Source organism: Thermoanaerobacter thermocopriae JCM 7501 (assembly GCF_001310975.1).
Classification (GTDB): Bacteria; Bacillota; Thermoanaerobacteria; order Thermoanaerobacterales; family Thermoanaerobacteraceae; genus Thermoanaerobacter; species Thermoanaerobacter thermocopriae.
Window position 1 is genome coordinate 1 of the sequence record NZ_BAZY01000019.1, and the last position, 13,305, is coordinate 13,305.

At 35.8% G+C, this 13,305-nt stretch carries 9 protein-coding genes, 9 tRNA genes, 4 pseudogenes and 1 riboswitch; of the genes and pseudogenes, 2 read left to right on the forward strand and 20 right to left on the reverse strand.

The window, feature by feature from the left end:
* Nucleotides 1–447 precede the first annotated feature (447 nt).
* Nucleotides 448–1,101, forward strand: a complete 654-nt coding sequence (gene phoU, locus JCM7501_RS07960; protein WP_028991755.1) for a phosphate signaling complex protein PhoU — start codon at nt 448–450, stop codon at nt 1,099–1,101.
* Between the two features lie 69 nt (nt 1,102–1,170).
* Here the strand turns inward: phoU and thiM (JCM7501_RS07965) are convergent, their stop codons facing one another.
* The 18 genes and pseudogenes from thiM (JCM7501_RS07965) to JCM7501_RS08050 form a co-directional block, all read right to left on the reverse strand.
* On the reverse strand, nt 1,171–1,971 hold the full coding sequence (gene thiM, locus JCM7501_RS07965; protein ID WP_028991754.1) for a hydroxyethylthiazole kinase: 801 nt from the start codon (nt 1,969–1,971) through the stop codon (nt 1,171–1,173).
* 127 nt (nt 1,972–2,098) lie between these two features.
* Nucleotides 2,099–2,590 carry an energy coupling factor transporter S component ThiW gene (gene thiW / locus JCM7501_RS07970; protein ID WP_028991753.1) on the reverse strand — a complete coding sequence of 164 codons (492 nt, stop codon included), beginning with the start codon at nt 2,588–2,590 and terminating at the stop codon, nt 2,099–2,101.
* Nucleotides 2,583–3,376: pseudogene (gene thiM / locus JCM7501_RS07975) on the reverse strand (hydroxyethylthiazole kinase). Before thiM (JCM7501_RS07975) ends, thiW begins: the two are co-directional and overlap by 8 nt.
* 1 nt (nt 3,377) lies before the next feature.
* A complete protein-coding gene (gene thiE / locus JCM7501_RS07980) occupies nt 3,378–4,013 on the reverse strand; it encodes a thiamine phosphate synthase (RefSeq protein WP_028991752.1) in 636 nt (211 codons plus the stop codon).
* Between the two features lie 3 nt (nt 4,014–4,016).
* Nucleotides 4,017–4,810 (reverse strand): annotated as a pseudogene (gene thiD / locus JCM7501_RS07985) (bifunctional hydroxymethylpyrimidine kinase/phosphomethylpyrimidine kinase).
* 56 nt (nt 4,811–4,866) lie between these two features.
* Nucleotides 4,867–4,969: riboswitch (TPP riboswitch) on the reverse strand.
* A 136-nt stretch (nt 4,970–5,105) separates the two neighbouring features.
* Nucleotides 5,106–5,181, reverse strand: a tRNA-Lys gene (locus JCM7501_RS07990).
* Between the two features lie 131 nt (nt 5,182–5,312).
* A tRNA-Arg gene (locus tag JCM7501_RS07995) sits at nt 5,313–5,389 on the reverse strand.
* Nucleotides 5,390–5,402: 13 nt separating this feature from the next.
* Nucleotides 5,403–5,478, reverse strand: a tRNA-Gly gene (locus JCM7501_RS08000).
* A 7-nt stretch (nt 5,479–5,485) separates the two neighbouring features.
* Nucleotides 5,486–5,572: transfer RNA gene (locus tag JCM7501_RS08005), tRNA-Leu, on the reverse strand.
* 33 nt (nt 5,573–5,605) lie between these two features.
* Nucleotides 5,606–5,681: transfer RNA gene (locus tag JCM7501_RS08010), tRNA-Lys, on the reverse strand.
* Between the two features lie 18 nt (nt 5,682–5,699).
* Nucleotides 5,700–5,774 (reverse strand) — tRNA-Gln (locus JCM7501_RS08015).
* A 3-nt stretch (nt 5,775–5,777) separates the two neighbouring features.
* A tRNA-His gene (locus JCM7501_RS08020) sits at nt 5,778–5,854 on the reverse strand.
* An 11-nt stretch (nt 5,855–5,865) separates the two neighbouring features.
* Nucleotides 5,866–5,942, reverse strand: a tRNA-Arg gene (locus JCM7501_RS08025).
* A gap of 3 nt (nt 5,943–5,945) precedes the next feature.
* Nucleotides 5,946–6,019 (reverse strand) — tRNA-Gly (locus JCM7501_RS08030).
* Nucleotides 6,020–6,183: 164 nt separating this feature from the next.
* Nucleotides 6,184–6,685 (reverse strand): annotated as a pseudogene (locus JCM7501_RS08035) (metallophosphoesterase).
* Complete coding sequence (gene rdgB, locus JCM7501_RS08040) at nt 6,686–7,279, reverse strand: RdgB/HAM1 family non-canonical purine NTP pyrophosphatase (protein ID WP_054644842.1); 594 nt, start codon at nt 7,277–7,279, stop codon at nt 6,686–6,688. It lies immediately after the preceding pseudogene.
* Nucleotides 7,245–8,024: a ribonuclease PH gene (gene rph, locus JCM7501_RS08045; protein ID WP_013149967.1), complete on the reverse strand. Its 780-nt coding sequence runs from the start codon at nt 8,022–8,024 to the stop codon at nt 7,245–7,247. Before rph ends, rdgB begins: the two co-directional genes overlap by 35 nt.
* A gap of 144 nt (nt 8,025–8,168) precedes the next feature.
* Nucleotides 8,169–9,928 (reverse strand): annotated as a pseudogene (locus JCM7501_RS08050) (N-acetylmuramoyl-L-alanine amidase).
* A gap of 178 nt (nt 9,929–10,106) precedes the next feature.
* Here JCM7501_RS08050 and JCM7501_RS08055 point away from each other — a divergent pair.
* Entirely contained in the window at nt 10,107–10,286 is a 180-nt protein-coding gene (locus JCM7501_RS08055; protein ID WP_013149965.1) for a hypothetical protein, read from the forward strand.
* A gap of 116 nt (nt 10,287–10,402) precedes the next feature.
* On the opposite strand, the gene gatB is transcribed toward JCM7501_RS08055, so the two are convergent.
* Nucleotides 10,403–11,830 carry an Asp-tRNA(Asn)/Glu-tRNA(Gln) amidotransferase subunit GatB gene (gene gatB, locus JCM7501_RS08060; protein ID WP_012994712.1) on the reverse strand — a complete coding sequence of 476 codons (1,428 nt, stop codon included), beginning with the start codon at nt 11,828–11,830 and terminating at the stop codon, nt 10,403–10,405.
* Nucleotides 11,830–13,296, reverse strand: coding sequence for an Asp-tRNA(Asn)/Glu-tRNA(Gln) amidotransferase subunit GatA (gatA, locus tag JCM7501_RS08065; protein ID WP_028991747.1), 1,467 nt, complete (start codon nt 13,294–13,296; stop codon nt 11,830–11,832). Before gatA ends, gatB begins: the two co-directional genes overlap by 1 nt.
* Nucleotides 13,297–13,305: the final 9 nt, after the last annotated feature.

A 13,305-nucleotide genomic window follows, 5' to 3' on the forward strand; every position in this document is an offset into this window, starting at 1 on the left:
CAAAGAATAATTTTAAACCTGTATTTATTGGGTTAAGCTTAAAGTGTAAGAACCTCAATAACTATACCATTATAGCCATTTTGAATGGCTGTACTTACTGCTGAATACAAAAGAAAACTTTAATTGCCCTTCTTTATCGATGTAATAGTATTGAGATATACGGAACCAAACTTGACAAGAAAATTTAAAGCTCCAGGTGTACTATGGTTTTTACCATTCCTTTTGTACTATCACTAATGGTACCCATTCTTGCAATGAAACAAAGGCGTTTCATTTGTATGAATATGCCTTTGTTTCATTTTTTAATATTTTATGCTTTTATAATTAATCATTATTTTATCTACGTAAGAAAATGGCATTTTAGTTCTTATAAGGCCATCTGGTTGTAGCAAGACTAGAGGATGGAAAACTACATCACTGGAAAATTCGATTAAAGGAGGTGAAAGGGTGAATCGCACTCATTTTGAAAAAGAATTAGAGGGACTTCATTATGACATATTAAAAATGGGTAGCCTTGTAGAAGAAATGATAGCGAATGCCATTACTTCTTTAGTAAACCATGATACAGAATTGGCTCAAAAGGTCATAGATGATGACGACAGAATAGACAAAATGGAAGTAGAAATTGACAATAAATGTGCAAAGATTATTGTAACCCAGCAGCCAATCGCAAGGGATTTGAGAATAGTTTTGACAGGGCTCAAAATTGTTACAGACTTAGAAAGAATGGCAGACTATGCAGTAGATATAGCAAAAACTACTTTGAGGATTGCTCATCAAAAATATATAAAGCCATTGATAGATATTCCTAGAATGGCTGAAATCGTAAGAGAAATGGTAAAAATGTCATTGGATTCTTACGTTCGCCAGGATTTAGACCTTGCAAGGACGATTGGCGAAAAAGATGATATAGTAGATGCCCTTTACAAACAAGTATTTATGGAACCATTAACTTATATGATGGAAGACCCAAGAAACATCGACCAGGCGAGTCAGCTTTTGTTTGTAGCTCGTTATCTTGAGAGAATTGCTGATCATGCTACTAATGTATGTGAATGGGTAATTTATTTAGATACGGGAGAGCATGTAGATTTAAATTAAAAATATTAGGCTGTTGAACAATTTGTATTTCTTCAACGACTTTAAAAAAATCTTTATTTTCTTTATAATCTACACCTTCAAAACTTCAAACTTAGCATGTTTTTTTATTATATCTGGGTTGATGATGTAAAGATTATTTATAAACTTAGCTCTAAAAGTACCAGGCAGTTTACTTTCCTTCTCTGCTAGTTCACCTGCTATATTAACAGCTAAAAGTGCTGTAAGGGCAGCTATAATTTTATCCTCGCTTACTGCAGATGTTGCTGACATTATAGCTCCAAGAGTACAACCTGCACCAGTTATTTTGGTAAACAATGGTGTACCATTTTTTACTATTACTACTTTTTTGCCATCACTTATATAATCTTCTTTGCCAGTTGAAACTACTACTGTATTTGTTTTTTGCGCAAGTTTTATACATGCCTCCATAACACCATTATCATCAAGTGAATCTACACCCTTAACATTTGCATTTTCGCCTGAAAGTGCTTTTATTTCTCCACCGTTCCCCTTAATAATGCTGATACTTCCAAGTTTTAATAGCATTTTTACAAAATCAATTCTACTCTTTATCGCTGCACATCCTACCGGGTCAAGGATAACAGGTATTTTATGTACTGATGCAGAGGAAACCGAATTTATTATAGCCTGCTTTATTTCATTATTTATTGAGCCTATATTTACATACAGAGCATTTGAAATCGCAGTAAAATCATATGCCTCTTCTGGCGACATTACCATTGCAGGTGATGCTCCAAAACTCAAAAGTGCGTTTGCATTATCATTCATCACAACATAATTTGTGATGACATGTATAAGTGGCATTTTTCTTTTTACGTCGTTCAAGACTTTTACAACTTCATCAATCATAAATCTTCTCCTTTCTTTTAAACAAGTTTGTGTTACAGTATAATATTTATATTTTCGAAATTTTGTATAATCAATTCCATAAGCTAAATTTACTAACACTCTATTTAGTCAGTGGGGCAGTATATATTCAATTGGAATAATTCAATTTTTTGTATTTTGCTAAAATCAATACTACTACATATCCTATAATCGAGCCTATTGTACTGGAAAGCGAAAATGGAATGACAAACATAAAAGCCGCGCCTGAATTTCCCAGTATATACCTAGCAATAGGATAAGAAAGCAATGCCCCTATAATGCCTGTCCCTATAACTTCTCCTATAGAGGCAAAATAAAACTTACGTGTAAATCTATAAAGATATCCAGCAATGAATGCACCAACCATTCCTCCTGGAAATGCCAAAAGCGATCCAACACCAAGGATGTTCCTCAATAGTCCTATAATAAAAGCAACTTCTAATGCTCCCCAAGGTCCCAAAAAAACTGCTGAAATAACGTTAATAGCATGTTGAACAGGTGTAACTTTGGCAACACCTACACTAAACCATACATATTGAGAGTTAAAAGTACCTATAGCAATAATAAGTGCCATAAAAACCATACGATGTATTTTATTCATACTCCACCTTCTTATCTTTTTCTATTATCTCCGGCATGAGATTATATATCTCATCAAAAAATGTCACTTTAAAACTGCCGGGCCCTTTGACATTGCTGCTTTGAGCGGCTCTTTCACCTGCTACTCCAAAAGCTATAAAAGCTTCTACTGTAGCTTCAAAATAATCTTCACATACTCCGCAAAAACTCGCTACTACAGAGGTAAGCATACAACCTGTGCCAGTAACAGTGCCCATCGTAGGATGTCCATTTTTCACATACGCAATTCTTTTCCCATCAGTAATTATGTCAGTACCACCTGACACTGCTACTACAACGTTGTACGCGTTTGCTAAATCTTTTGCAGCTTCAGAAATATCATCTGCTCCGCTTTGAGACTCTACACCACGTATCTTCCCACCTTTGCCTGCAAGTATTGAAATCTCAGCACTGTTTCCCTTTATCACAGAAATTTTTACCTCTTCTAATATCTTTCTTGAACTTTCTGTCCTAAGCTTCGTAGCTCCCGCTCCAACAGGGTCTAATATAACTGGTACTTTAAATCTATTTGCGGCCTTTCCTGCTTTATCATCGCTTCTACTTGTTCATTTGTAAGAGTGCCTATATTTAAAACTAAAGCATCTGCTGCACTTACCATTTCTTCTACTTCTTCCAAGGCATGGGCCATGACTGGCAGTGCCCCAATAGCCAATGTTATATTAGCACAATCGTTGACAGTAACTACATTAGTGATATGGTGAACTAAAGGTTTTCTCTCCCTTAAAATTTTCAACAATTCTTTTTTCATTTCAAATCCTCCTATCATTTATCGCTTTTGCTATAACCTCCAAAAGTTTTCTAGTATTGTTTTCTATATCCCCATAAAATACAGCTGAAACTGAGGATATCCCATCTACTCCTGATTTTAACATGACTTCATAAGCATTATCCTTCGTTATACCACCTATTGCAACGACTGGAATACTAACAGCCTCTTTTATCTTTTTTAACCCTTCTATTCCAATAGCTTCTGCTTCCGGCTTTGTTGGAGTCTTAAACACCGCGCCTACTCCTAAATAATCCGCTCCATCCTTTTGCGCCTTTAAAGCTTCTTCCACTGTGCTTGCTGATACCCCCACTATTTTATCACGACCTATTATTTTTCTTACAACATCTGCTGGCAAATCTTCCTGTCCAACGTGAACTCCATCTGCATCTACTGCCAAGGCTATATCCACTCTGTCGTTTATAATGAGGGGGATTCTATTTCTTTTTGTCACTTCTTTAACTTTGAGTGCAATTTCATAAAATTCCCTACTTGATATATCTTTTTCTCTCAGTTGAATTACTGTTGCACCGCCTTTTATCGCTAGTTCCACTGCTTCAGCTATATCCATATCCTTTATGTAAGACCTATCTGTTATAGCATAAAGGGTTAAGTCCATATCTCACACCATCCTTATTTCTATATTCCAAAAATGATTAGTAGGACCTACTCCCTGCCCTATAGCTAACGAATGTTTTATGGCCCCTGTAATGTATGTCTTCGCTCTTTTTATTGACTCAACTAAATCATAGCCTAAAGCGATATTGGCAGCTATAGCTGAGGAAAATGTACAGCCTGTACCATGAGTGTTTTTAGTATCGATTCTTTCTGAGGTAATTTCATAAAACTCTTTTCCATCGTAAAATACATCTAAAGCATCTCCTGTAAGATGTCCACCTTTTACTACCACTGTTTTTGCACCAAAATCTAGAATTTTTTTGGCCGCTTCCTTCATATCCGATACATTTTTAATTTCTTTTCCAACTAATTCTCCCGCTTCCATAAGATTTGGAGTAACTACAAGGCTTAAAGGAATCAATTCCTTTTTCAAAGCCTCCACTGCTTCTGGCTTTAATAAATAGCTTCCACTTTTTGAAATCATAACAGGGTCCAGCACAACATTTTTTACATTGTAATCTTTTAGCCCTTTTGCAATGACTTTAATTATGCTTTCATTAGATACCATACCTATCTTCACTGCATTTGGATATAAATCCTCAAAAATTGCCTTCATCTGCAAATACACCATATCAGGCTTATATCCTCAATTCCCAAAACTCCGATGGTGTTTTGCGCTGTTATTGAAGTAATAACACTCATGCCGTATACTCCATGGGCTGAAAAAGTCTTTAAATCTGCCTGTATACCTGCTCCTCCTCCAGAGTCAGAACCGGCAATAGTGAGAGCTAATTTCATAAGCACACCTCCAAATAATAAAATAAGCCCACCTGTGAGGTGAGCATTTTTCAAATGTTTTAAAAATCATGCTTCCCTACGCAGGCATTACCCTGACAGGTTCAAAGGGTCGGGAACGAATCCCCTCTCAGCCCTTTTCGGGCTCCCCTAGCATTTGTTATATTTAGTTTTTCTTAAATTGTCTAAATTATTTATACCATAAAATGCAAAAGATTGCAATAATTATTTTGAAAAAAGTTTTTACCAAAAAAGGTATCGACAAAATGTCGATACCTTTTAAACTCTCAAAAATAACTGGTGCGCCATCAGGGACTCGAACCCCGGACCCGCTGATTAAGAGTCAGCTGCTCTACCAACTGAGCTAATGGCGCACGTTACATTTATTAATTTATTTTTTGAATTGTTTATTAATTTATTTTTTGAATTGTTTATTAATTTATTTTTTGAATTGTTATTGAAATATCCTTATTATATTATTTTAACTTGTTAGCTTAGCTTCAACTGGTGCGCCCTGTAGGATTTGAACCTACGACCTCCAGGTTCGAAGCCTGTCACTCTATCCAGCTGAGCTAAGGGCGCTTATAAAAATTAATGGAGCGGACAACGAGACTCGAACTCGCGACCCTCACCTTGGCAAGGTGATGCTCTACCAACTGAGCTATGTCCGCATCTTTATGGTGCGGGAGAAGGGACTTGAACCCATATGCCACTTTAGGCACTAGAACCTGAATCTAGCGCGTCTGCCAATTCCGCCACTCCCGCCCAAATTCAAAACCTCATTTTTTCCTTTAAAACTGGTGACCCATCCGCGACTCGAACGCGGGACACCCTGCTTAAAAGGCAGGTGCTCTACCTCCTGAGCTAATGGGTCATATAATTATCTGATAATTGGCTGGGATGGTAGGATTCGAACCTACGAATGCCAGAGTCAAAGTCTGGTGCCTTACCGCTTGGCTACATCCCAACATGGGGTGGATAGTGGGACTCGAACCCACGACCTCCAGAGCCACAATCTGGCGCTCTAACCAACTGAACTATATCCACCACACAATAAATGGTGCGCCTGGAGAGATTCGAACTCCCGACACACGGCTTAGAAGGCCGTTGCTCTATCCAACTGAGCTACAGGCGCATATGGAGCGGGTGATGGGAATCGAACCCACGTAACCAGCTTGGAAGGCTGGGGCTCTACCATTGAGCTACACCCGCATATAATCAACTTAATTTAATTTTCCTCGCTTGTTTCTCAATTCGTCTGACAGTTTTAGATTATATCAGATGCCCCTATCTTTGTCAACACCTCCAGTAAAAAATTTTCGTAGATTAAATTGTATAAAAGACATAAAAAGAGTAACTTTTCCTTTTACGCCTTTCTAAGCTTCTTTTATCACTGAAGCTTCTTCTAAATTCACCAATCTTGGGAATATCCCACTTTTATCAATTGTCACTAATGCTATTGTTCTTTTCGCACCTTCTCGTGGCAAAGAAGGACTGCCGGGATTTAAAAGTAAAATATCTTCATGTTTTGAAATCATAGGAATATGTGTATGCCCAAAAAATACCGCATTTACTCCCAATTCTTTTCCTCTATCTAAAATCGTTTGATACTCATACTTCACGTAATATCGGTGTCCATGAGTCAACAGGATTTTTTTGCCTTCTATTTCAATTACTTTCTCCAATTCGTCTTTTGTAGGAAAATCACAATTTCCTTTAACATACTCCAACGGAATACCAAACTCTTGAGATAGTTGAGCGGCGTCTGAAGCATTATCTCCTAAATGAATAAGATAATCTATTCCCTTAAGCTCCCGCAATTTTTTTTCTAACTAGTGTAAATATACCATGTGTATCACTAATTACAGCTAAAACCATTTATTTTTCCCCCAAACGTTGTAAAATGTAATTTTTCAATTTCACAAGAGCATTAGCTCTGTGACTTATCTTATTCTTTTCTTCCATAGTAAGTTCTGCCAAAGTTTTCTCTAAATCATCAACGTAAAAAATCGGATCGTATCCAAAACCATTTTTTCCTCGAGGACGATCTAAAATATACCCTTCTAATTTACCTTCTAATAAAGTTTCTTTTTCTCTTTCTACCACTGCTATCACTGTCTTAAAATAGGCTTTCCTTTTTTCGTAAGGAACGCCCTCTAATAGCTTTAATAATTTTTTGTTGTTATCTTCATATGTAGCATTTTCACCAGCAAATCTTGCAGAATATACTCCAGGTTGCCCATTTAAATACTCCACAAACAACCCTGTATCATCGGCTATAACAATTCCATCAACTTTTTCTTTTAAAAAGCGAGCCTTGATAAGAGCATTTTCTTCAATCGTATTTCCTGTCTCTTTTATATCTTCTTTTATGCAAGTCTGCCATGGAATAAATTTCAACAGGATAGCCTTTAAAAAATTTTTTATTTCTTCAGTTTTATGAGGATTGTTGGTTGCTATTATTATTTTCAACTGAATCAACTCCTATTTTATCGACAATATCATAAAGAACTTCTTTTTGAATTTTGATAATCTGTTCAATCCCATATTCTGCAAGGCTTAAAAGGTCTGACAAATTTTGCTTTGTAAATGGTCCACCTTCACCTGTTCCCTGTATTTCTACAATTTCTCCTTTGTCTGTCATAACTACATTCATATCTACTAATGCATTCGAATCTTCCTGAAAGGATAAATCTAAAAGCTTATTTCCATCTACAATGCCTACACTTACAGCTGCAACAAAACCTTTTAAAGGAATCTTAGGAATATCGCCTTTTTCTACCAATTTGTTAAGTGCATCTGCCAATGCTATAAATGAACCTGTAATAGAAGCTGTTCTTGTACCTCCATCCGCTTGGATAACATCGCAATCTATCCAAATAGTTTTTTCTCCTAACACCTCCAAATCTACTACAGACCTTAAAGAACGGCCTATAAGCCGCTGTATTTCCATAGTCCTTCCACTAGGTCTTCCTTTAGTTACTTCTCTTGGATTTCTCGTTTCAGTTGCTCTTGGCAACATACCATACTCACTAGTTATCCACCCCTTACCTGTACCTTTTTGAAATGGAGGTACTTTATCCTCAATAGAAGCTGTACAAATGACTTTTGTCTCCCCCATTTCAATTAGCACAGAACCTTCTGCAAATTTATTAAAATTTCTTGTAATTTTTATAGGTCTTAGCTCATTAAATTCCCTTCCATCAATTCTATTCATTTCTTCAACCCTTTCATTTCATAAAAATAGTTTAATGTTAATTTATCCTCTCATTGTTTTTATTCTACAATATTATTTTAAAACCTTTATTAATATTTTACAAGAACATAAAAACAAAAAATCTGGTTTAAAAAACCAGATAAATTACGGATTGTTATTTGTATTATATACAGAATTAGAAACAGTGGTAGAAATAGATCCCTCTTTTAATTTTTTAAAATACTCTACAATACCGTTATATATTCCTTGAGCCACTTTCCATTGGAAGGCATCATCTTGAAGCAAGGCTGCATCATCAGGATTCGTTATAAAAGCTGTCTCAATAAGTATTGCTGGCATTTTTGTCTTGTTTAGCACTGACAAACTAGGACCTTCTTTAAGTCCCCTATCTACCGTATTTATCTCTTTCATTAAGTTGTTATAGATAATTTGAGCAAAGGTCTTGTTGTCTCTCGTATCTCCTTTGTATCCATTTGGATAATACCATATTTCTGTGCCTTTAGGAGTTGGAGTTCCAAAAGCATTAGTATGTATACTTATAAATATGTCAGCTCCCGCATTGTTCGCTTCTTGTGACCTAGTAATAAGGTCTACAAATACATCAGAATCTCTAGACATCATCGTTCTAAATCCACCTTTTGTGAGAAGGCTATTTAGTTTAAGAGCAATCCCTAAAACTACGTCAGATTCTCTTAAGCCACCTACACCTATCGCTCCAGGGTCAGTTCCCCCATGACCAGGATCTATGTAAATAAGAGGCACTGTATCCGCCTTAGACTTTATAACCAACATTATAATATTTTTATCGACTATTTTTACAGAATAATCCGTTTTGCTAGTAGTATCTGCCACCACCCTCACTGTGTCGTTGTTATACTGTGAATACCTTATAGCCGTTATAACATTTCCTTCTACTGGTATTTGACCAGCTTTATTGCCATCTGGCATTTTAAGAACAGCATCTGATATGTCTACAACTATTTTATTATCCCCTACTCTTTGAGTATTAAAATGCTCTGCATCAGCATTAATTATAACTTATCATAATCACCTTCTTTTGTAAAACTTATCCCTGTTACATAGCTTGTCCCAACATCAAAAGAAATAGTTAAACGTGTTTTATCCTGCGATTGGATAATTTCGTAAGGCACCACCTCTTTTAAATATATAACTGCTCGCACCTTAGGTGTAGGCTGTGTTTGGTTTTGTGCAATTACTGCCTTTACAAGACTTTTTTTGTTAATTTCTATATCTGTTCTTCCCTTAGCCCATATGGCATCTTCTATATCAATATAAATTCTAATATCCCCACTATTTTCTATAAGTCCTTGGTTATATTTTATAGGATTATCTCCTGTGATATTTATAGAAAATATGCCATTATTATAGCTTGTATCAAAATTTGTTATATTTACAATTTTAGGAGGAGAGGTAGTATTTATTTGATAATTTTTTTGGTCCCATTCTACTTTATAACCAAAAGTCTCAAATAAAAATCTAAAAGGAATATATGTATATCCCTTTTTACTAATTTCTATTATTCTTGCAGGAGCTATCAATTTAACTTCTTTTCCATCTACTAAAGCAATATCACTTCCAATAGTTAATTTAACTGTTTTATCTTTTGTTATAGTAACCGTCTTGGTTTTATCATCCCACTCTACTTTAGCTCCAAATCCTTTTTCTGAGATCACCCTCACAGGAATTAATGTGCTGGCTTTTAAAATTAAAGGTGGGGTCTTTCCTGTATCGAAATTTTGACCATCTATTTTAATTGTGACATCTGGAATATTGTAATAAAAAGGTTTTCCATCTACTAAGATAGTATTTTTATAAGCGAAGGCCATACTGTAGGAGGCTAAAATTGCTACAACTATTGCAACAAATAATACTATTTTTTTCACTAAAAACCCCCCTTTTTTTGAAAAATTCGACTTTAAATATATCATAATACATTAATATTACAAAATGATTACAAACTCATTACAATTTTTTAACTTTATTAGTAATTACATATACTGTATCGGTTAAATGGATTAGTTTTTTGAGTTTTAGGAAAAATAAAAAAGGGAGGTGGCACTTGTGACTAATATAAATTGCACAGCCGATTGTATTTACCAAAAAGAAGGAAAGTGTATTTTATCTAATCTTTCACAGATGAACAAAATCAATGGATTAATTGATGATTATATCGATAAAAACAAAGTCAGCGATGAAAATTCAAATATCAATTGTGCATATTATATAAAAGCAAAAAAATAACAGCAAAATGCTGAAAAATTTGTTCACAAAGTGAGTAATATAAATCAAGCCCCACTTTTAAATGTATAAAAAGTGGAGCTTATTATTAATCTTAGCCTACACTTAGCGTAGACTATTTATTTAGACAATTCTTCTTTCAAAATTTGATTAGTAAGCTGCGGATTTGCTTTTCCTTTGGTCGCCTTCATAACTTGCCCTACCAAAAAGCCCATTGCCTTTTCTTTGCCATTTTTGTAATCCTCTACTGACTTAGGATTTTCAGCTATGACTTTTTTGATAATTTCTCTCAATTCGTCCTCATTAGCTATCTGTTTCAAACCTTTTTCTTCTACTATTACCTCTGGCTCTTTCCCTGTACCAAACATTTCTTCAAAAACAGTTTTCGCAATAGATCCGCTTATCACACCATTATCAATTAATTTAAGTAATTTTACTAACATTTGCGGTGTTACGGGTACTTCGTCTATTTCTTTCCCTGTCTCATTCATGAGGCGAGAAAATTCTCCCATAAGCCAATTGCTTACAGTCTTTGGAGAATCATACTCGAGAGCACACTTTTCAAAAAAGTCCGCCATTTTCTTTGAAGAAGTTATAATTTTGGCATCATATTCAGGCAAGCCGTACTCAGCAATAAATCTTTCTCTCTTGCGGTGTGGCATTTCAGGCAAAGACTTTCTAATCTCTTCTTTCCACTCATCTGTTACAATTATTGGAACTAAATCCGGTTCAGGGAAATACCTATAATCATGAGCTTCCTCTTTTGTCCTCATAGGCTCAGTAATTCCTTTTGCCTCATTCCATCTTCTTGTCTCTTGTACTATTGTTCCGCCTTCTTCTAAGACCTTTATTTGCCTTTTTATTTCATACTCCAACGCCTTTTGAACGGCTCTAAAGGAGTTTAAATTTTTAAGCTCTATCTTTGTCCCTAAGTCAGTGCTTCCCACAGGCCTCACAGACACATTTGTGTCAACCCTTAAAGAACCTTCCTGCATTTTGCAGTCAGAAACTTCGGTATACTCTAAAATGCTCTTTAATTTTGTTAAGTATTGATAAGCTTCTTCAGGTGTAGATATATCTGGTTCAGAAACTATTTCAATGAGAGGAACCCCTGCACGGTTGTAATCCACTAAAGAGCCATCTGTATTTTCATGTAGCAACTTTCCCGCATCTTCTTCAATGTGTATTCTCTTTATCCCTATTTTCTTCACCTTACCATCTACTTCAATTTCTACATATCCGTTGCTGCACAAGGGAAGGTCATATTGAGAAATCTGATAAGCTTTAGGCAAATCAGGGTAAAAATAGTTTTTTCTGTCCATCTTGCTGAAGTTTGCAATTGTGCAGTTTAGAGCAAGTCCCGCTCTTACAGCATATTCTACAACTTTTTTATTTAAAACTGGTAAAGTCCCAGGAAGCCCAAGACATACAGGGCATACATGGGTATTAGGTTCTCCGCCAAATTTGGTAGTACAGCTACAAAAAATTTTGCTCTCTGTCAAAAGTTCGGCATGGACCTCTAAGCCAATCACTGCTTCGTACTTCATTATCTTGCACCTCCTATGGCCTGTGGTTTTGCACTAAATTTATTGGCTTGTTCAAAAGCGTAAGCGACGTTTAATATTCTTCCTTCGTCAAAGTGTCTGCCAATTATCTGAAGTCCAACAGGTAAGCCATCTGAAAGACCACAAGGTATGGATATTCCAGGAAGCCCCGCTATGTTAACCGATACAGTGTATATATCTGCTAAGTACATGGCTAACGGATCGTTTGTCCTTTCTCCAATTTTAAAAGCTACAGTAGGACTTGTTGGACCTATTATTACATCACATTTTTCAAAAGCTTTTTCAAAGTCATTCTTAATGAGAGTCCTGACCTTTAATGCTTTTTTGTAATAGGCATCGTAATAGCCCGAACTTAAAGCGTAAGTCCCTAGCATTATCCTTCTCTTTACTTCTTTTCCAAATCCTTCACTTCTCGTGACCATGTACATATCAATTAAATCTTCATATTTTTCTGCAATATGGCCGTATCTTATACCATCATACCTCGCAAGGTTAGAACTAGCCTCTGCCGAAGCGATTATATAATAAGCTGGAAGAGCATATTCTACATAAGGAATAGAGATATCTATGATTTCTGCACCTAAGTCTTGTAAAACTTTTATAGATTCTTGTACAGTTTCTTTTACTCCTTCTTCTATTCCCTCCCCAAAAAATTCTTTAGCCACTCCTATCCTCAAGCCTTTAATATCTTCGTTGAGATAAGAAGTGTAATCAGACTTGTCTATTTTTAAAGAGGTGGAGTCTTTTGGGTCATGCCCTATAATTGTATTTAATACAATAGCACAGTCCGTAACATCTTTTGTAAAGGGCCCAATCTGGTCAAGGGAGGAAGCAAAAGCTACAAGTCCATATCTTGACACCAATCCATAAGTAGGTTTCATCCCTACTACACCACATAGAGAAGCTGGTTGTCTTATAGAACCACCTGTATCTGAACCCAAGGCAAAAGCCGCTTCATCTGCTGCTATAGCTGCTGCAGAACCACCAGAAGACCCTCCTGGAACACGGGATAAGTCCCACGGATTTTTTGTAGTTTTAAAAGCGGAATTTTCTGTAGAAGAGCCCATTGCAAATTCGTCTAAATTGGATTTTCCTAAAATCACCGCTCCTTCTTCTAATAATTTTTCCACTACTGTAGCATTATAGGGAGGAATATAGTTTTCTAGCATCTTAGAAGAACAAGTGGTTTTTATTCCCTCAGTAGAAATGTTGTCCTTTATTATCACAGGAATGCCTGTAAGGGCCGTGTCTTCTCCTTTTTTGATTTTCTCATCTGCCTCTTTTGCCTTTTGCAAGGCAAAATCCTCTGTAATTGTGATAAGAGCATCTATTTTAGGTTCTACTTCTTTTATTCTTTCAAGATAGGATTTTGTCACTTCCAAAGCACTGACTTCTCTCTTTTTTAGAAGTTCTCTAAGTTCGTGAATTGTCAAACTATATAATTCCATTTATGTACC